This is a genomic window from Proteus sp. PR00224 (assembly GCF_016238105.1).
Classification (GTDB): Bacteria; Pseudomonadota; Gammaproteobacteria; order Enterobacterales; family Enterobacteriaceae; genus Proteus.
In genome coordinates this window covers 535,990-555,434 of sequence record NZ_JAEHQU010000001.1, presented here as the reverse complement: position 1 = coordinate 555,434, position 19,445 = coordinate 535,990, and the positions used below count along the sequence as shown (strand labels likewise).

Sequence of the window (19,445 nt, the reverse complement as noted above, 5' to 3'; positions counted from 1 at the left end):
CTGATTAGATTTTAAATTCAGCCCAAACTGGTGCGTGATCAGATGGTTTTTCCATTCCACGGATCTCGTAATCAATTCCTGTTGAAATACAATTATCCGCTAAGCAGCGACTTGCTAGAAGTAAGTCAATGCGTAAGCCTCGGTTATCATCAAACCCTTTAGAACGATAGTCAAACCACGAGAATTTATCATCAGCTTCAGGATGTTGTTGGCGGAATGTATCTGTTAACCCCCAACCCATTAAGGTTGCCAGCCATTCCCGCTCTTCTGGTAGGAAAGAACATTTACCTGTTTTTAACCAACGTTTCATATTATTTTCGCCAATACCAATATCTTTATCTGTTGGGCTAATATTTAAATCACCCATAATAAGTACTGGAGAGGTTGGTTTTAAGCTGGAGGTTAGGTAATTTTGCAGGTCAGCATAGAATTTTTCTTTTGCTGGAAATTTAGTTTCATGATCACGGCTTTCGCCTTGAGGGAAATAACCGTTCATAACTGTTAATAAACCCGCTGGTGTTTCGATATCTGCCATGATCATTCGACGTTGAGCATCATCCTCATCGCCAGGAAAGCCTTTACGTACTGCGACAGGTTTTTCTTTTGTGAGTAAGGCAACTCCATAATGCCCTTTTTGACCATGATAGAAAACATGATAACCCAAGGCACCCACCGTATCTAATGGAAACATATCATCATGAACTTTCGTTTCTTGAAGTCCAATAACATCTGGCTGATGTTTTTCTATGATAGCTTCAAGTTGGTGAGGACGAGCGCGTAAACCATTAATATTGAAAGAGACAAATTTCATGTGACTGTAACCATTTATATATTGAATAATAGGATGTCTTATACTAGCAGGATCATAAAATGAATGTAAGCAAATCACTGAAATGATGGCACAGCTTATCAAGAGAAAGATAAAATGAGATAAAAAATAAAGGCCATTAAATAAAGCGCGCTAATTTAATAAAAATAATTAATTGTATAACAAAAAATATTAATTAAACAAACTAGAAACATAAACTAATCTTTGATAGAAGAATATAAGTATTATTATTCTTTATATGTGAAGAATGATGACATAATAAAAATAATATTGTAGTTATAAATTGTATTCATTAAAAGGAGGTAAAAGAATATTTATATAAGACTGCTTTTATATAAAATTAATTTTTAAATTAATTAATCACTATTTTATTTACATTAAATGAATCAATGAAATTATTTTATTCTACACAGCAAAGGAATGGTGAATTATGTTTTTTTCTCGTAAGTTAGAAGCCTTTATGGCTGTAGTCGAAAACGGCTCGTTAAGTAAAGCGGCGCGGGTGATGAATCGCACGACGCCTCCCGTCGCTAAATCTATCAAAGACTTTGAAGCCGTGTTAGGAAAGCGTTTATTTAAGCGAGAGAAGTTTGGTATGAGTTTAACCCAAGAGGGTCTTGAGCTTTATAATGATTTGAAATCGCTCTATCTTCAGGAAAAAGAGATAACTAAAAAACATATCTCGGGGATTATAAATAATAGCATTCATGTTTATTATGATTGGGGAAAAAGTCAGTATTTAACTCAGTTTTATCAAGCAGCAAATAAAAATTATTCCCATATAAATATAATGCGATTTTCAAGAGAAAACTTTGAAGAAATACCCGACTATGATGGTAATACATTAATATTAAGTTCTGAGAAAATTATTAGTGAAAAATTTAGTCTTCTTCATAAAATAGAAAATAAACACTTGGGTATTTGTTGTCAAAAAACACTCGTGAATAGTGTGAATAATAATATTGATAGGCTTTTAAGTGAAAATATTTGGTTATGTGATCCGGCATTATACAAAACAGCTAAGATAAAAAAATTAGAGAGTGAAATTGGGGATAGAGGAAAGACAGTGTGTGTCAGAATAATGGATGATCTTAATTGCTGTTTACGTTTTATTCAAACGCATCATTCTCTTTTATTAACAGATGAAAACCCATTGAAAAGTGAGTATGAAGCAGATTTATGCTTTATACCATTAATTCAGCCTGAAATTCAGTATAGCTGTTATATCTATAAATCTAAGTATCATTCAAGTGTATTGAATCGATTTTTGGATTTAATTAATAAAATGAAATAAAAAGAATTTTTTGGGGTAAAGCTAAGAGGAGATGGTGGTGGGAGAAGGATTCGAACCTTCGAAGTCTGTGACGGCAGATTTACAGTCTGCTCCCTTTGGCCGCTTGGGTATCCCACCAACATTAAATTGTTTTGCTGTCCGTGACAGCGGGCGCAATAATACCAAATACCTGAGATCTGTAAAGCGCTATTTTACTAAAAACAGACTGACTGCTGTAAAATTGTGCGTATCGTTCGAGCTTTATGCGCTATCGTATTGATTTTAAGCAATATCATCTCTATTAGTAAGAGATAAAAAATAAACCGCGATATGTTTTATATCGCGGTTTACATTTAGATAGTCACACTGTTTGCGTTATTAGTGACAGAAAACTTATAAAATGATTGTTCTGTTACCGTAAACGAAGACACGTTGTGAAAGTACCCAATATAAAGCATGGCTAAGAACATTCTTTTCAACATCTCGACCGGCTCTCATCATATCTTCAGCAGAAAACGTATGGTCAACATTAATCACATTTTGAGTGATGATTGGGCCTTCATCTAAATTATCATTTACGTAGTGTGCTGTTGCACCAATGATTTTCACACCGCGCTCATAAGCCTGATGGTAAGGGCGTGCACCAATAAAGGCAGGTAAGAAAGAGTGGTGAATATTGATAATTTGATTCGGGAAGTTTTGTACAAATGCAGGTGTTAATACACGCATGTATTTTGCGAGTACAACATAATCAGGTTTGTATTGATTAATTTGTGCAATTAACTTTTCATCATGCTGATCACGGGTTAAGCCTTCATGGCTAACAAGATGGAAAGGAATACCAAATTGTTCTACTAGATGTTTTAACGTATCGTGATTACCAATGACGGCGGCAATTTCTACATCCAAATCACCAAATGCACTTTTCATTAATAAGTCACCCAAGCAGTGTGCTTCTTTTGTCACCATAATGACAATGCGACGACGACCTGCGGTATTTAATTCACGTTTTGAGCCTTGTGGTAAGGCATCATCTAAATCTGCAAGAAAGGTTTCATCATTAAAGATACCTTCAAGCTCGGTGCGCATAAAAAAGCGACCTGTACGATGATCAACAAACTCACTATTTTGAACAATATTTAATTGATGTTTGTAGCAAATATTCGTGATTTTAGCGATAAGTCCTTTTGCATCAGGGCAAATAGTACGCAGTATTTTTTTTTGAGTATTTTGGTGTTGCATGTATGGATAAATCCTTTCTTTTACTTCTGTGTTTGCAGTTATTTGATGTTATTTTCACAACATTTTTTGTATTTACGCCCTGAACCACAAGGGCAGGGATCGTTTCGCCCCACTTTCGGTTTCACACCGTCAATATAAAACCAACAGTCATCTATTTTTAGAAAACGAGAGCGTTCATGTAAGTACTGTTTATCATCGGCATTTCTTTCAATAAAGCAAGCCGAGAATTCAACATATGCCTCATTTTTATTTGTGCTTACTTGCGATGAGATAACATTGAGTCCAAGCCATTGTGTATTTGGAAAGCCAGAAACTAATTCATCATGCAAGGAGACAACACGATAAGAGGGATGCCACGTCTTGATTAAGTAATCAGCATTATGTTTAACGAACGCGCTATAACGCGAACGCATCAATGCTTCTGCTGTTGGGGCGTTCTTTTGACCTAAATGGTAAGGCTCACAGCAATTCGAGTAGAATAATTGGCTATTACAGGGGCATAAACTTGACAAAATAATGTCCTAACTCACGTTATCAGTATGACGATTTCCCATAGATTGAAAAAAGTAATGATTGGGAATAATTAACGTCAATGTTGAACTAAACTAATAATGTAGCGCTAATTAATCAGCATGTGAAACGATAGTTACCGGAGTCACCAATGAATAAAGCCTTAGTGGGTAAAAAAATCTTAATAATTGATGATGAGGTCGTTTTTCGCACCATGTTGACGGAATATTTCTCACATGAAAAGGCTTGCGTTTATACAACAGATAACGGTAGCCAAGCATTATCTTTATTAGAAGGGGGATTGCTTCCTGATCTTATTTTATGTGATATCCGTATGCCAGTAATGAATGGTCCCACTTTTTTATGTCATCTTGAACAACGTAAATTGGCTATTCCTGTTATTGCTATTTCATGTACAGATAATATGGCTGAAGTAGATGATATGTTGCGTTTAGGGGCACAAGAGATTTTTCTTAAGCCAATAACACATCTTGAGAAATTAAAACAAAAAGTCATTGAAGTATTATGCCCTGGCTTTTTTGAATCAGTATTAATAGAAGGTATACATTTAGAACCACTTTGGAATAGCTTACGAAAAGATACCCATTATATTCAATCGTTCATAAAACAGATGCAACCACAGGTTAAGCAGATTGTTGCGGGATATTGTGTTAATTATCGTCAATTAAATGATATTGCTAAAATGGGTTTATTATTTGATATTGCGGCTTTATCCGAAGATCAAATTATCTTCTATTGTGTCGATATATCGAGAGATGATGAAAATGGGCTTTTGGTCGCTTTACTCTTACGGGTTGTTTTTAATGATGTATTAAAGTCATCAGAAAAAATACGATCTTTACCAAGTATGTATAATATGTTGAATAAACTAAATAAAATGCTTAATGAGATTGGGGTAAAAGGACAATTTCCTATAACACTAGGATATTATCATACGCAGAAAAAAAATATATTATTAGCCTCAGCAGGTTTAAAAGCTGAAATAAAAACAGAAAGTAAAAAATTTGAATTAAATAGCGGTGTTCCCTTAGGTACATTGCAACTTTTATATATTAATCAAGTAAAATGTGAGGGAACAAATTGGCAATGTAAAATTTGGGATAACACAAACCAGATTAAATTAATGTTTTCCCCTATCTATAAAAGTTAAATTTAGATTAAATAAAAACAGAATATCGTGCATATATTAAACATAAATGAAGAACTATCTCAATTAACGGGTAGGACTCTGTTTATCCTTAGATATTAGCTGGTATACTCTGGCGATTATTTTTAATTGTACCCATTCACATCTGAAAGTAGAACGGTACGAATTGCAGGAGAAGTATAATGTCATCAGCAGTGCGTAAAGTTAGAAAAGCGGTGATCCCTGTTGCTGGATTAGGAACACGAATGCTACCTGCAACCAAGGCAATTCCAAAAGAAATGTTGCCAGTGGTTGATAAGCCTCTTATTCAATATGTGGTGAATGAATGTATTGCCGCAGGTATTAATGAAATTGTACTTGTTACACATTCATCTAAAAATTCAATTGAAAACCATTTTGATACAAGTTTTGAATTAGAAGCAATTTTAGAAAAACGAGTAAAACGCCAGTTATTAGAAGAAGTACAAGGCATTTGCCCAAGCCATGTCACTATTATGCAAACTCGTCAGGGAATAGCGAAAGGATTAGGCCATGCCATTTTATGTGCTAAGCCATTAATTGGTGATGAACCTTTCGCTGTTATCCTGCCTGATGTTATTTTAGACAGATACAGTGCTGATTTAACGAAAGTTAACTTAAAAGAGATGCTTTCTCATTTTGAGCGTTCAGGCGCAAGTCAAATCCTTGTTGAGCCTGTTCCTGAAGATGAAGTCTCTAATTATGGTATTGTTGATTGCATGGGTGAAAACTTATTCCCAGGTGATAGCAAACCAATTACTCGTGTTGTTGAAAAACCTAAGAAAGAAGAAGCACCTTCGAATTTATCTATCGTAGGGCGTTATGTGTTATCTGAAAGTATTTGGCCACTATTAGCGAGAACAGCACCTGGTGCCGGAGATGAAATTCAGTTAACGGATGCGATTGCAATGCTGATTGAAAAAGAAGCTGTTGAAGCTTATCACCTGCAAGGGAAAAGCCACGATTGTGGTAATAAATTAGGGTATATGAAAGCCTTCGTAGAGTACGGAATACAGCACGAAGAGTTCGGTGAAGACTTTGCACAATGGCTAAAATCATTAAAGATACAGTGAAATAAAGCCCATTAATAATCATTTATATGGTTAATCTCATTGTATAATTCTTATAAATGAATGATGCATAATAAGCTGATATTTTATGAGAAAAGCTAGATAAAGTGATTGTAAGAGATTAAGGTATGGCTCAATGCATTTAGTATTGAGCCATGTTGATTTCTGTAATGTATGACGATGTTAAGCGTTATGATGTTTAATCTAGGTGATATTAAGCATGATAGCGTTGACATGAAAAATAAATTATTGGGTTATTGAGTAATAATATGAAAATATTGGTAACAGGTGCTGCGGGTTTTATTGGCTATCATATGAGCCAGCGTTTAATCGAAATGGGTTATCATGTTGTCGGAATAGATAACATGAATGATTATTATGATGTGCGTTTAAAAGAAGCTCGATTAGCTAAATTACAACAGCTAGAAAAATTCCATTTTGAGAAACTTGATATCGTTGACTCAGCAAAAGTGGCTCAATTATTTGCATCACACCAATTTGACCGAGTTATTCATTTAGCTGCTCAACCAGGTGTTCGCTATTCAATTGAAAACCCAATGGCATATATTGATGCGAATATTGTTGGGCATATTAATATATTAGAAGGATGTCGCCATAATAAAGTCGGACATCTTATCTATTCCTCTTCAAGCTCGGTTTATGGTTTAAATCAGAAACAGCCTTTCTCAACAGAAGATAGTGTTGATCACCCAGTTTCATTATATGCGGCAACAAAGAAAGCCAATGAGTTAATGTCTCATAGCTATTCACATTTATATCAATTACCGACAACAGGATTACGTTTCTTTACGGTATATGGTCCTTGGGGACGTCCTGATATGGCATTATTTAAATTTACGAAGGCAATGCTAGTTGGCGAACCTATTGATGTTTATAACAGTGGAAATATGACGCGTGATTTCACTTATGTCGATGATATTGTGGGATCTGTTGTTCGATTAGTTAATGTTGTACCAGAAGCAGATGAAAACTGGACAGTAGAGAAAGGTGAAACGTCTTCAAGTTCTGCTCCTTATAAAATCTATAATGTGGGTAATGGGCAGCCAACCAAATTGATGGCATTCATTGAAGCGATAGAAAAGTCACTAAATATTAAAGCTAAATTGAATTTAATGCCAATGCAAGATGGTGATGTGCTTTCTACTTGTGCTGATTGCCAAGACTTGTTTGAGACAATAGGTTTTTCGCCGAATACCGAAGTAGAATATGGCGTAAAACAGTTTGTTGATTGGTATTTAAGTTATTATAAAAATTAATAATATTAGTTTAATTGGATCAAAGAAAAAAGGAGCTATAAAAGCTCCTTTTTCATTATAAATAAAAATAAATAACGCAGTTATTACATTTTTTATTTTCGCTTACCCACATTTAATACAAACAACATCAGCACATATTAAAATTAAACGCTTGTTTAATTAAATGAGGTAAACAAGAAAATACCCTTTTAATTATTTAAAAGGGTATTTCAAATAGAGTATTGACTTAAATTACAGCAGGAAATCGTCTAATGATTTGCCTTCTTCATCAATAGCACGTTTGATTACTGCTGGTGTACGACCTTGGCCTGTCCAAGTTTTAGTTTCACCATTTTCATCAACGTAAGAGTATTTAGCAGGGCGAGCTGCACGTTTAGCACGGCCTGTTTTATTAACAGCACTTGCTTCAAGTAAGTCTGTTGGATCAATACCGGCTTCTTCTAACATTTCACGGTATTTTTGTAATTTTTGAACACGTTCTTCTTCAGCTGCTTTTTCTAATGAGAATTCTTCACGACGCTCATTAACGACAACTTCGAGTTTCTCCAGCATTTCTTCTAAAGTTTCTAAAGAAGTTTCTCTTGCTTGTGCACGGAGAGTACGGATGTTATTTAATATTTTTAAAGATTCGCTCATTTTCCTGGTCTCAAATAAATGTTGTTGGCTGATGTAATACTAATAATAGATTGCTATTTAAATTTCTGCAATACCTAAATACAAACCTTACGTAAAATTTCTTTTTTTTAAACTAATATCTCAACGAAAAAAATAATAAAAGTTGAGGCATCTTTAGTCAATAAAGGAAATATTAGTAAGGAAATGCATCTTTTAACTGATGATAGCGCTAATGCTAAAGAATAGAAAGCTTTGTTCATTTTTTTATAATAACGGACTTTTTTCTAAAAATGGAATCGGACTAACTTTCATACTTTAATAAAGGTATATCAAGGTGTGTTTTAATATGTTAAGTACTTATTAAAGCTATTTATTTTTTAAGCAAAAATTAGCATTAACAACGAAGTTCATCTTTCGGTAGTATATCTAGAATAGAAATAAAGGTAATAAATACTTGTTATGGATAACTTGTAGAATGTTTATGTTAGACTGTCGCTCGTGAAAATAAACACTATTTAAGGAGTGAGCTGATGGCTCAACTTTATTTTTATTATTCAGCCATGAATGCTGGAAAATCAACATCTTTATTGCAATCCTCTTATAACTATAATGAACGAGGAATGCGTACATTGATTTTCACTGCGGCTATTGATACACGCTTTGCAAAGGGGAAGATTAGCTCAAGAATAGGATTAAGTGCGGATGCATTACTCTTTAGTGATGATATGAATATTCGCGACGTTATTGTTGCTGAGCATAACAAACAGCCTATTCACTGTGTATTGATTGATGAATGCCAATTTTTAAGTAAGGCACATGTCGAACAACTTTGCGAAATAACGGATACCTATGATATTCCCGTTCTCACTTATGGATTAAGAACGGATTTTAGAGGTGAGTTATTTACAGGTAGTGCTTATTTATTAGCATGGGCTGATAAACTGGTAGAACTTAAAACAGTATGTTACTGCGGTAGAAAGGCAAATAAAGTATTACGTTTAGATGATAAAGGAAATGTACTGAGTGATGGTGCTCAAGTTGAAATAGGTGGAAATGAAAAATATGTTTCAGTCTGCCGTAAGCATTATACGCAGGCAACGCTAAAAGGGTGTATTGAACAAGAGTAACCTTTTCAATTTCCCTCTTTTACTAATTTGTCAGAGTGAAAGAGGGGGATGAAATAAGAATTCAAATAAAGTGTTATATTACGTAATACTAAAAAATACTTATATATTTTTAATTTTTAGCCAATTTATTGGCTTTTTTTATATCAAATTGCGGTGAGTTTGATTTTCGTCTGTGACGAGATGTTATTTTTTGATGGGGAAATTTATTTATTTCATTATCATTAATCAAAAAAGACATAATCAAATATACGTAAGGTGTTTGTTTTGTGATGTCGATATTGTTTTTTACAAATGATAAGAGAGATAGACATTTGATGCATTTATATTATTCATAGTTTAATAAAATTGAATAAAGATAGTCATGAAATACTGAAAAAATATTTCTTTGATCTATGGTTTGTATAATGAAACATTTATATCGGGTCTTATAGATGCTGATTATAGGATGCTTAATTTGTTATTGAATAAATAAAGCACTTCACTTTATGCCTGTCAATACGGATAAACAGGCTCCTTTTATACTCCTAAAGGAGTAATTTCTATGTGGAAAGCACAAATAGCGACCTTTATTACGTTCGCCAGCTAGCAAGCCTCATTTCGATAATATTTTATTAAAATTATGTTTTTTATAAATCCAATGTAGCTAGGGATATAAAATATTTATATTTCTATATTTTGATTACTAATTAATAATCAAAATGATGAAGTCTATTTATTTTTATCGGATAAGAAGAAAAGCACGATTGTAAATCGTAAAGCGAACACAATAGCTTCACATATCGTTATAGTCATTTTATGAAGAAAATAAGGTAAGAATGAAATAATTATACCAACTAATGAAAGAGGAAAAGAGTTTGATGCGCCTTGTAATCATCTCTAAGGCATTTTTTATAATATGGTAATGCGATGGTATGACTTGAATGATAAGTTGTTCAGCGTCTTTTTTAGAGCTAATTATGAACGTATAAAGGAAGACACTATTTTTATAGTAAAAACCAAACTTTTTAACTAGGTGTAAATACCTATAATTTATGACTGAATAGTGACTTATCCCGCCTTATTCCTCAATCTCAGAAATCAGTAGCAAAATGCATATAAACAAATGATCAGCCATAAAAAAACCCAGCCATAGGACTGGGTTTCTATTTAAGAACAAATAACCGAAATATCGAGGATCACATTAACACAGTGTGTTTCGATTATTTTTTACTGCTTTTTTTAGCTGGTTTTGCTTCTTCTTTTACTTCAACAACGGGATGCTCATTAAATTCACGACCGTAGTAAGAATCTAATAACAGTTGTTTCAGTTCAGAGATCAGTGGGTAACGTGGGTTAGCACCAGTACATTGATCATCAAACGCATCTTCAGATAATTTATCAACTCTTGCTAAGAAATCACTTTCTTGAACACCAGCTTCACGAATAGAAGATGGAATGCCTAATGAAGATTTCATTTCTTCTAACCAAGCTAACAATTTTTCAATTTTAGCAGCAGTGCGGTCACCTGGTGCTGAAAGTTCTAAGTGATCAGCAATTTCTGCATAACGACGACGTGCTTGAGGACGGTCGTATTGGCTAAATGCAGTTTGTTTTGTTGGGTTGTCATTAGCGTTATAACGAATAACGTTTGAAATTAATAACGCATTAGCTAAACCGTGAGGAATATGGAACTCAGAGCCTAATTTATGCGCCATTGAGTGACAAACACCCAAGAATGCGTTAGCAAAAGCAATACCTGCAATAGTTGCCGCATTATGAACACGCTCACGAGCAACAGGGTTTTTTGCGCCTTCATGATAACTTGCAGGCAGATATTCTTTCAGTAATTTTAATGCTTGCAGTGCTTGCCCATCAGAATATTCGTTCGCTAATACAGAAACATAGGCTTCTAATGCGTGAGTTACAGCGTCTAAACCACCAAATGCACACAGAGATTTAGGCATATTCATAACAAGGTTTGCATCAACGATAGCCATATCTGGGGTTAATGCATAGTCTGCTAATGGATATTTTTGGCCTGTTTCGTCATCAGTTACTACCGCAAATGGTGTTACTTCAGAGCCAGTACCTGATGTTGTTGTGATAGCAACCATTTGTGCTTTCACACCCATTTTCGGGAATTTGTAAATACGTTTACGGATATCCATAAAGCGTAATGCTAATTCTTCGAAATGAGTTTCAGGGTGTTCATACATAACCCACATGATTTTCGCCGCATCCATTGGTGAACCACCACCTAATGCGATGATCACATCAGGTTTAAAGCTGTTCATTTGTTCTGCGCCTTTACGCACAATACTTAATGTAGGATCGGCTTCAACTTCAAAGAAGACTTCTGTTTCAACGCCAAATTTTTTCAGTACGCGAGTGACTTCATCAACATAACCATTGTTGAATAAGAAACTGTCGGTCACGATAAAGGCACGTTTTTTACCGTCAGTCGCAATCTCTTCTAGAGCGATAGGTAAACAACCACGGCGGAAGTAAATAGATTTTGGAAGTTTATGCCACAACATATTTTCTGCTCTTTTCGCCACGGTTTTAGTGTTGATAAGGTGTTTTGGCCCTACGTTTTCAGAAATGGAGTTACCACCCCATGAACCGCAACCTAATGTTAGAGAAGGAGCAAGCTTAAAGTTGTATAAGTCACCAATACCACCTTGAGATGCTGGAGTATTGATTAAAATACGAGATGTTTTCATTTTGTCGCCGAAGTAGGCAACATGTTCAGGACAGTTATCTTGGTCTGTATATAAGCAAGAAGTGTGACCGATACCACCCATCTCAACTAATTTTTCAGCTTTTAGCACCGCATCTTCAAACGATTGAGCATGATACATGGCTAATAGTGGAGATAATTTCTCGTGAGCAAATGGTTCTGCTTCTGTTGTTTCTTTGACTTCACCAATTAAAATTTTGGTATTTACAGGTACTTCAATGCCAGCCATTTCAGCAATTTTTGTTGCAGGTTGACCCACAATAGCTGCGTTTAAGTTACCGTCTTTTAAGATGATGTCTTGAACAGCTTTTAATTCTTTACCTGTCAGCATGTAACCGCCGTGAGTTGAGAAACGCTCACGAACTTGTTTGTAAATGCTGTCAACAACGATAACAGATTGCTCTGATGCACATATTACGCCGTTATCGAAAGTTTTAGACATTAAGATTGAAGCCACTGCACGTTTGATATCAGCAGAATCATCAATAACCACTGGTGTATTACCTGCACCAACACCGATAGCTGGTTTACCAGAACTATACGCTGCTTTAACCATGCCTGGACCACCTGTCGCTAAGATCAGGTTAATATCATCATGGTGCATTAACGCGTTAGATAGGGCAACAGAAGGCTCATCAATCCAACCGATAATATCTTTTGGTGCGCCAGCAGCGATAGCTGCATTTAAGACGATTTCAGCTGCACGGTTTGTCGCTTCTTTTGCACGAGGGTGTGGAGAGAAGATAATACCATTACGTGTTTTTAAGCTAATTAATGCTTTAAAAATCGCAGTAGAAGTTGGGTTAGTTGTTGGTACGATACCACAGATGATCCCAATAGGTTCAGCAATGGTTATTGTGCCGTAAGTCAGATCTTCAGATAAGATACCGCAGGTTTTTTCGTCTTTATACGCATTGTAGATGTACTCAGAAGCAAAGTGGTTTTTAATCACTTTATCTTCAACGATACCCATACCAGACTCTTTAACAGCCAATTTTGCAAGAGGAATACGGGCATCAGCGGCAGCTAATGCAGCAGCACGGAAAATAGCATCAACTTGTTCTTGAGAGAAGTTAGCAAATTCACGTTGAGCTTTTTTTACACGAGCAACCAAATCATTGAGTTCAGTAACGTTAGTTACGGACATAAAGAGACTCCTGATAAAATGTTAAATTTTTTAAGCAAATTAGCCGTTATCGTCATAACTAATAAGAATAGCTTAGATAGATGATAATGTGCTTATTTCAGTAATAATTATAAGAGGGCATAATTTGCTTAAAAAACTTAAAAAAACAATAATAAAGGTAAATATATTTTCGAAGTAACCCTCTTTCTTCGAATGGTAACAGCTTACCATCTTTCTAATTAATTAACGTGATGTATATCACAAAATTAGCAAGCTGACACCTTTCAGCAAGGCTATTTATGAGAATGATTCTTATATGAAATAAATATTCAACGATTTTTTTGTCGTATACTCTATTTCGATATAAAATTAAACCACTAGGTTTTGATCAGTTTACAAGAGAATATTTTAGGTAAAAACTTGTTAACTAATAGAATTAACTGGTTTATTGATTTAAAGTAACGCGCATTTTTTGGAGTTACTCTATCTTTTATAGAATAATTCGCATGTTTATTAGCCAAGAAGGGGCTTTTCATGGGGTCACTGCTGGATTTATCCGGTTATATTAAATTTTTTGTCGGTCTTTTTGCGATTGTAAACCCAATTGGTATTTTGCCTGTCTTTATCAGTATGACGAGTTATCAAACTGATGCAGGGCGTAACAAAACAAACTTAATTGCGAATGGCTCCGTTGCAATTATTTTAGTTTCTTCTCTGTTAATTGGTGATTCTATACTGAGTATTTTTGGTATTTCTATCGACTCGTTTCGTATAGCAGGGGGAATACTGATTGTTACTATTGCAATGACAATGATAAATGGGCGTTTAGGGGAAGATAAACAAAACAATCAAGAACGAAACGAATCCGCAGTACGTAATAGTGTTGCAGTTGTACCTTTAGCATTACCATTAATGGCAGGGCCTGGAGCAATCAGTTCTTGTATTGTGTGGAGCTCTCGCTGGGAAGGCTTTACTAACTTTTTAGGATTAGCCGCAACCAGTATCTTTTTTGCATTCTGTTGTTGGTTACTTTTCCGTAGTGCAACATTATTAGTGAAATATTTAGGGCAAACAGGCATTAACGTCGTTACTCGTATAATGGGCTTATTATTAATGTCGTTAGGTATTGAATTTATTGTGACCGGATTACGTTCTATTTTCCCGGGCTTATTAGTGTAAACACAGCGCAGTGCTATTAAAAGAGCAGTATGAATCACTCAAATACTGCTCTGCTCCTTTCTTCACATCTGTTTTTCTTTTATTTCAATCAAGACGATGTATCCCTTTTGATAAAGCTTCTCGATCATAATGTTGTGTTAACTCACCATTTTCCATGAGTGCGGCTCTATCAGACATATGAGCAATCACATCGGCATCATGGCTTACTAATAAATATGTCATATGATGCTGTTTTTTCAGTGTGTTAAGCAGGTTTAAGATCTCGGCTTGTACTGACATATCTAGTGCTGAAGTTGGCTCGTCTAAAAGTAATAATTGAGGTTGTAATAAAAGGGCTCTCGCAATAGCGACACGTTGGCGCTGTCCACCAGAAAGTTGATGAGGATAACGACTTGTTACATCCGCAGGCAAACCAACTTGGGCTAATGCTTGCTCAATCGTATCTTTGTCAAAAGGAATTTGATGGATTTTTAAAGGCTCAGAAAACGCCCGTTCAATACGGTGTTGAGGGTGTAAAGAGGCGTAGGGATCTTGAAATACCATTTGTATATTACGGCGTAATGTCCCTTGAAAACGTTGTCGAGGTTTAATAGTTTGCCCTAAAAGCGATATATTACCTTGCCAATGGGGCAATAACCCAGCAATTACACGTAAAACAGTCGACTTTCCACAGCCAGAACGACCTATTAAGCTAAAGGTTTCACCTTGTTGAACATGTAAATTAATTCCTTTTACAACGTGCTTGGCTTGTTTACCTTGCTCAAATTGAACATGTAAATCATGAATATCAATTAGCATGATGTATTCCCTTGAAATTAAGCATTCTATCTAATACGGGCAATTGAGTGCCATAAGTGCTTGCATTGGGTCTACATGTCCAAAGTGTACGTGTATAAGGATGCGTGGCGGTAGGTAAGTCTTTGGCACTAAGTTCATCGACTTGTTCGCCTTGGTACATCACCATGACACGTTCGCAATATTCGGCAACAAGGGGCAAGTCATGGCTAATTAGCAATAAGCCCATATTACGTTGTTCACACTGTGTGGTGATCAGTTCAAGGATTTGATGACGAAGCTGAGCATCAAGTGCCGATGTCGGTTCATCGGCAATTAAAATAGTAGGGTTATTAATTAGCGCAATAGCTATCATTGCTCGTTGCCCCATACCACCTGATAATTCACCGGGATAGCGATAAATATTCTGTTCAGGTAAACCAACAGATAGCAGTGTATCGATGATAAGTTGGCGTCTATCTTGGCGCGAAAGTTTTTGATGCTGTTTTACGGTTTCTTCTACTTGTTGATAAATGGTTTTTACAGGATTTAAGGCGTAACGAGGATCTTGTAGTACCATTGAAATTGTATTACCTCGAATGTTATTCCATTGGCGAGACGAGAAATCCAATAGATTACTTCCTTGCAAGCTTAGTTTATCTGCGCTGACTTTTCCCGGCTGACGAACTAATCCCATTAATGCACGAGCGGTCATTGACTTGCCTGAGCCTGATTCGCCAACAACTGCCAAACGCTCTTGCCCTAAAGTGAAAGAGACATTATTGACCACTCTTGCCTTTGGGAAATCAATACAGAGGTTATTTACTTCAATTAATGGTGTTTTATTCATGGGTATCTCCCAATACATCGCGTAATCCATCACCCAATAAATTAAATGCCAGACTGCTGATTAAAATTGCTGTACCCGGAATAGCGGCAACCCACCATTGATCAAAAATAACAGGCATGCCTTCTGCGATCATTGCTCCCCATTCCGCCATCGGTGGGCGAGCGCCTAATCCCAGAAAACCCAATCCTGCTGCCGCGAGGATTATCACTGCTAAGTTCAGCGCTAAACGAACAATGGCTGAAGGTAAACACAGGGGTAAAATATGTCCCCATAACAGTCGGATACCCTTAATTCCCATCATTTCAGCCGCAGCAAGATAATCACTATTGCGTAAATGTTGAATTTCACTGCGCGATTGTCGCGCATAAGCTGGCCATGCAGTTAAAGCCAGTGCTAATGCACCATTGAGTAGGCCAGGGCCTAACATTGCGACAAAAGCGAAAGCGAGAATAAGGGAAGGCATTGACATCACAATATCGGTGAAGCGCATTAAAATACGTTCAGTCCAACCACCGTAATATCCAGATAAAATCCCAATCAATAATCCTAAAGGTAACGTAATAAGCGCCACCAGTCCCACTAAGCCTAGCATGGGGCGAGTACCATAGATAAGGCGAGAAAGAATATCGCGCCCATAATTATCTGTGCCTAACCAATGTTCAGCATTGGGCGCTAATAAACGTTGGGCTGCATGTTGCCAATTTGGATCATAAGGGGCTAGCCAAGGTGCAAAAATCGCAATAATTAACAGTAAAATGAGCAACGATAAACCGATAAATGCGGAAGGCGAACGCGCTATTTTTCTTAAAAATGAGGATGACATTAGCGGAGCCTCGGATCAGTCAAACGAATAACGATATCGGTCATATTATTAATAAAGACAAAGCATAAACCGATAATTAAAGTACCGCCCATAATGGCTGTGGTATCACCCGCAAAAAGCGCTGTTGTGAGATATCGCCCAATTCCTGGCCAAGAAAAGACCGTTTCTGTCAATACGGCACCTTCTAACATGCCAGTGTAAGACAGGGCGATAATAGTCATTAAAACACCACGAATATTAGGCAGTACGTGATAAAAAAGAATACGCAACTCGCCAATACCTTTTGCTCTTGCTAACGTGACATACTCTTTATTCATCTCGTTTAAGCAGGCTGAGCGAGTTAAGCGAGTGATAGAAGCTAAGGCAAAATACGCTAATAGAGAAACTGGTAAAATAAGGTGCGATAACGCATTAAAAAAAGCATCTTTATCGCCAGCTAATAATGTATCAATTAATGCAAAACCCGTTATGGGTTCAATGGTGAATTGATAGATATCGTCTAATCGTCCGGGACCAGCAGTCCATTGCAATGTGGCGTAGAAGATCAATAACAAAATCAAACCTAGCCAGAAAATAGGGACTGAACTACCTAATAACGTCAGAATTCGCAAAATAAAATCGAGGGGAGTTCCCACAAATCGCGCACATAAAACGCCGAATAAAATTCCGAGACTGGCACCAATCAGTAATGCAACAGTTGCTAATTCCAATGTCGCGGGGAAAGTCGCTAACAAATCATCAAGAACAGGCTGGCCTGTTGATGTCGCGGTACCTAAATGTCCTTGCAGCAGTGCTTCCACATAGTGAAAAAACTGCATGTAGATAGGTAAATCCAGCCCTAACTCATGTTTTACTTGGTTGTAGGTTTCGAGGCTTGCGTGATCACCGACAATTTGTAAAACAGGGTCGACGGGGGAAAGTGCAGAAAGCGTAAAAGTGATGACAAGAAGCCCTAAAAGAGTCAGCACCAGTGTCAATATTCCTTGAGCAAAGGTAATTAACTGACCTTTTAGACGAAAAGGTAACGTCATAGCAGTATTCATACAGCAATAGCCTAGTGAAATGACAAAAAATAGACCATCCACAGTAACATGACTGTGGATGGTTTCAGAAAAAATATTACTTAGTTACTTTGTCATAATAGACCATATCTGCATTTAGACCTTGCGCATAACCTTTGACGTTATCGCGCATGACGATTTGGTTTTTACCTTGGTCGATAAACACATAAGGTGAGCTACGTTGTAACTCTTTTTGCATTTCAGTATAGAGCGATTGACGTTTTGTTTTGTCCGCTTCATTAAGTGCTGCCAATGTTTGCTGACTTAATTCAGGAATTTTCCAGCCATTTAACCAAGCAACAGTGTTGGATTGTCCGTCATTATAAGCAAAGGCACTGGCATTTGAGTGAGCATCAAAATAATCAGGGATCCAAAAGCGGATCGCTGCTTGATGTTGTTTAGCGCGCACACGACTATACACTTGGCTACCCGCAGCAGGTAATAAATCAACTTGTACACCTGCTTGAGCAAAACTTGCTTGAATGGATTGCGCCACAGTAATGTAAGGGACTTTATTTTCTACATCTAACGTAAAGCGTGCATTGGTAATGCCTGCCTTAGCTAAAATTGCTTTGGCTTTTTCTGGATCAAACGTAAATGGATTATCTTTTAATGCGCCCGGTAAACCTACAGGTAAAAAACTTTGGTGAATAAAATACTGACCACGCATTAAGTCTTCAGTAATACCTTTGTAGTCAATTAAATAGCGCGAAGCTTCCCAAAAAGCAGGGTTACTCAGTGCAGGATTTCCACTGGCAGTATTAAACGCCATATACACTTGTTCAGCAGAAGGGATATCTAAAATTTTGATCCCTGCTTTGCCTGCTAATGCAGCAGTCTGGTCTGTGCCTAATTCGCGTGCAATATCTGCATCGCCTTTTTCAATTAGTAAGCGACGAGATGCGGGATCAGGCACGTTTTTAATAATAATATTTGCCATTTTAGGCGCGCCAGTTGGCGAAAGTGGGTTAGCTTCTAACACAATGGCTTGACGCGGTTGATAAGCGCGCATTTTGTATGCACCACTTCCTGCTGAATTCATTTTTAGCCAGCTATTACCAAAGTCATTATTTTTAACATGAGCAGAAACCAGCTTTTCATCAACAATAGAAGCAATCGGGGTTGAAAGGATATTTAGCACAACATCAGGGCTGACATCGGCAGCCCAACGTACTTCCAATTCGTTATCACTGATTTTTTTTAGCAACGAATTGATGTTATCTGTTTTCCAACCCAAGACATTTAGAATAAAGGCAGGTGATTTATTCATGGTGATCGCACGCTGATAAGAGAAGATAATATCTTCAGGACGCACAGCGTTGCCCGATGCAAATTTTGCGTTGGGTTTAATTTTAAATACGATTGTTTTTTGTTCAGGATTTGCTTGCCAACTTTCAACTAAAATGGGTTCATTAATTTCTGGATTATCACGATTAGGTTGAACAATACGTTGGTATAAACTCGGTACAGTCTGAATACTCGATAACTCATTACTTTCAGCAGGATCAAGGCTGACAATATCATCAAGCCCTTGTACCACAATTAATGTATTAGCAGGTGTTGCTGCAAATGCCGGTACGGAAAGGGCACCCACAACGAATAATGATAATAATTTTGCTTTCATGAGACGCTCCCTGAAACGGTGTAGCTAAAGTCGTTATGTCAATAACTTATTAGTTATTACTTTGTGAAATTAACTTAGGCAAAACGTGACCAATGCGCAAAGTTTTAATTACGCTTACATATAACTCTTCGTTATAAGTGGCTAAAATTAATTATGGTAG

Annotated in this window: 16 protein-coding genes and 1 tRNA gene; 6 read left to right on the top strand and 11 right to left on the bottom strand. The window is 36.5% G+C overall.

All coding sequences use genetic code 11. The features are described 5' to 3' along the window. Positions 1 to 4: 4 nt before the first annotated feature. A complete protein-coding gene (gene xthA, locus JEP71_RS02585) occupies positions 5 to 811 on the bottom strand; it encodes an exodeoxyribonuclease III (protein ID WP_198625704.1) in 807 nt (268 codons plus the stop codon). Positions 812 to 1,259: 448 nt separating this feature from the next. Here xthA and JEP71_RS02580 point away from each other — a divergent pair, with 448 nt between their 5' ends. Then, the gene (locus JEP71_RS02580; protein WP_198619926.1) at positions 1,260 to 2,123 is read left to right on the top strand and encodes a LysR family transcriptional regulator; all 864 of its coding nucleotides are present in this window, start codon (positions 1,260 to 1,262) and stop codon (positions 2,121 to 2,123) included. Positions 2,124 to 2,155: 32 nt separating this feature from the next. On the opposite strand, the gene JEP71_RS02575 is transcribed toward JEP71_RS02580, so the two are convergent. The 3 genes from JEP71_RS02575 to JEP71_RS02565 form a co-directional block, all read right to left on the bottom strand. Beyond that, positions 2,156 to 2,240, bottom strand: a tRNA-Tyr gene (locus JEP71_RS02575). A gap of 255 nt (positions 2,241 to 2,495) precedes the next feature. Continuing rightward, entirely contained in the window at positions 2,496 to 3,344 is an 849-nt protein-coding gene (purU, locus tag JEP71_RS02570) for a formyltetrahydrofolate deformylase (protein WP_069368973.1), read from the bottom strand. Between the two features lie 38 nt (positions 3,345 to 3,382). Further along, positions 3,383 to 3,856 (bottom strand): YchJ family protein, encoded by a 474-nt coding sequence (locus tag JEP71_RS02565; protein ID WP_198625703.1) that lies wholly within the window; start codon positions 3,854 to 3,856, stop codon positions 3,383 to 3,385. 149 nt (positions 3,857 to 4,005) lie between these two features. Between JEP71_RS02565 and rssB the strand changes: the two genes are divergently transcribed. The 3 genes from rssB to JEP71_RS02550 all read left to right on the top strand — a co-directional run bounded on the left by rssB (position 4,006) and on the right by JEP71_RS02550 (position 7,387). Continuing rightward, positions 4,006 to 5,025: a two-component system response regulator RssB gene (gene rssB, locus JEP71_RS02560; RefSeq protein ID WP_109372108.1), complete on the top strand. Its 1,020-nt coding sequence runs from the start codon at positions 4,006 to 4,008 to the stop codon at positions 5,023 to 5,025. A 179-nt stretch (positions 5,026 to 5,204) separates the two neighbouring features. Continuing rightward, positions 5,205 to 6,113, top strand: coding sequence for a UTP--glucose-1-phosphate uridylyltransferase GalU (gene galU / locus JEP71_RS02555; RefSeq protein WP_198619929.1), 909 nt, complete (start codon positions 5,205 to 5,207; stop codon positions 6,111 to 6,113). A 266-nt stretch (positions 6,114 to 6,379) separates the two neighbouring features. Further along, a complete protein-coding gene (locus JEP71_RS02550) occupies positions 6,380 to 7,387 on the top strand; it encodes an NAD-dependent epimerase (protein ID WP_198625702.1) in 1,008 nt (335 codons plus the stop codon). 231 nt (positions 7,388 to 7,618) lie between these two features. On the opposite strand, the gene hns is transcribed toward JEP71_RS02550, so the two are convergent. After that, entirely contained in the window at positions 7,619 to 8,023 is a 405-nt protein-coding gene (gene hns / locus JEP71_RS02545) for a histone-like nucleoid-structuring protein H-NS (RefSeq protein WP_088495367.1), read from the bottom strand. A gap of 509 nt (positions 8,024 to 8,532) precedes the next feature. On the opposite strand from hns, the gene JEP71_RS02540 reads away from it, so the two are divergent. Further along, positions 8,533 to 9,129, top strand: a complete 597-nt coding sequence (locus JEP71_RS02540) for a thymidine kinase (protein WP_023581977.1) — start codon at positions 8,533 to 8,535, stop codon at positions 9,127 to 9,129. Between the two features lie 1,199 nt (positions 9,130 to 10,328). Here JEP71_RS02540 and adhE read toward each other — a convergent pair. Further along, entirely contained in the window at positions 10,329 to 12,995 is a 2,667-nt protein-coding gene (adhE, locus tag JEP71_RS02535; protein ID WP_109372116.1) for a bifunctional acetaldehyde-CoA/alcohol dehydrogenase, read from the bottom strand. Positions 12,996 to 13,508: 513 nt separating this feature from the next. On the opposite strand from adhE, the gene JEP71_RS02530 reads away from it, so the two are divergent. Further along, complete coding sequence (locus JEP71_RS02530) at positions 13,509 to 14,153, top strand: YchE family NAAT transporter (RefSeq protein ID WP_109372118.1); 645 nt, start codon at positions 13,509 to 13,511, stop codon at positions 14,151 to 14,153. Positions 14,154 to 14,237: 84 nt separating this feature from the next. On the opposite strand, the gene JEP71_RS02525 is transcribed toward JEP71_RS02530, so the two are convergent. The 5 genes from JEP71_RS02525 to JEP71_RS02505 form a co-directional block, all read right to left on the bottom strand. Continuing rightward, a complete protein-coding gene (locus JEP71_RS02525; protein WP_198625764.1) occupies positions 14,238 to 14,954 on the bottom strand; it encodes an ABC transporter ATP-binding protein in 717 nt (238 codons plus the stop codon). Beyond that, positions 14,941 to 15,777, bottom strand: coding sequence for an ABC transporter ATP-binding protein (locus tag JEP71_RS02520; protein WP_198619931.1), 837 nt, complete (start codon positions 15,775 to 15,777; stop codon positions 14,941 to 14,943). The genes JEP71_RS02525 and JEP71_RS02520 overlap by 14 nt, the downstream gene beginning before the upstream one ends. After that, the gene (locus tag JEP71_RS02515; RefSeq protein WP_100160281.1) at positions 15,770 to 16,600 is read right to left on the bottom strand and encodes an ABC transporter permease; all 831 of its coding nucleotides are present in this window, start codon (positions 16,598 to 16,600) and stop codon (positions 15,770 to 15,772) included. Before JEP71_RS02515 ends, JEP71_RS02520 begins: the two co-directional genes overlap by 8 nt. Then, positions 16,600 to 17,643, bottom strand: a complete 1,044-nt coding sequence (locus tag JEP71_RS02510) for an ABC transporter permease (protein ID WP_196532557.1) — start codon at positions 17,641 to 17,643, stop codon at positions 16,600 to 16,602. Before JEP71_RS02510 ends, JEP71_RS02515 begins: the two co-directional genes overlap by 1 nt. 76 nt (positions 17,644 to 17,719) lie before the next feature. Continuing rightward, positions 17,720 to 19,285 carry an ABC transporter substrate-binding protein gene (locus JEP71_RS02505; RefSeq protein WP_198625701.1) on the bottom strand — a complete coding sequence of 522 codons (1,566 nt, stop codon included), beginning with the start codon at positions 19,283 to 19,285 and terminating at the stop codon, positions 17,720 to 17,722. Between the last annotated feature and the right edge of the window lie 160 nt (positions 19,286 to 19,445).

Coding starts and splice junctions, on each gene's coding strand:
- JEP71_RS02510 (WP_196532557.1), bottom strand. CDS start 17,643: ATGAATACTGCTATGACGTTACCTTTTCGTCTAAAAGGTCAGTTAATT.
- JEP71_RS02505 (WP_198625701.1), bottom strand. CDS start 19,285: ATGAAAGCAAAATTATTATCATTATTCGTTGTGGGTGCCCTTTCCGTA.
- JEP71_RS02530 (WP_109372118.1), top strand. CDS start 13,509: ATGGGGTCACTGCTGGATTTATCCGGTTATATTAAATTTTTTGTCGGT.
- purU (WP_069368973.1), bottom strand. CDS start 3,344: ATGCAACACCAAAATACTCAAAAAAAAATACTGCGTACTATTTGCCCT.
- xthA (WP_198625704.1), bottom strand. CDS start 811: ATGAAATTTGTCTCTTTCAATATTAATGGTTTACGCGCTCGTCCTCAC.
- JEP71_RS02540 (WP_023581977.1), top strand. CDS start 8,533: ATGGCTCAACTTTATTTTTATTATTCAGCCATGAATGCTGGAAAATCA.
- rssB (WP_109372108.1), top strand. CDS start 4,006: ATGAATAAAGCCTTAGTGGGTAAAAAAATCTTAATAATTGATGATGAG.
- galU (WP_198619929.1), top strand. CDS start 5,205: ATGTCATCAGCAGTGCGTAAAGTTAGAAAAGCGGTGATCCCTGTTGCT.
- hns (WP_088495367.1), bottom strand. CDS start 8,023: ATGAGCGAATCTTTAAAAATATTAAATAACATCCGTACTCTCCGTGCA.
- JEP71_RS02520 (WP_198619931.1), bottom strand. CDS start 15,777: ATGAATAAAACACCATTAATTGAAGTAAATAACCTCTGTATTGATTTC.
- adhE (WP_109372116.1), bottom strand. CDS start 12,995: ATGTCCGTAACTAACGTTACTGAACTCAATGATTTGGTTGCTCGTGTA.
- JEP71_RS02515 (WP_100160281.1), bottom strand. CDS start 16,600: ATGTCATCCTCATTTTTAAGAAAAATAGCGCGTTCGCCTTCCGCATTT.
- JEP71_RS02550 (WP_198625702.1), top strand. CDS start 6,380: ATGAAAATATTGGTAACAGGTGCTGCGGGTTTTATTGGCTATCATATG.
- JEP71_RS02580 (WP_198619926.1), top strand. CDS start 1,260: ATGTTTTTTTCTCGTAAGTTAGAAGCCTTTATGGCTGTAGTCGAAAAC.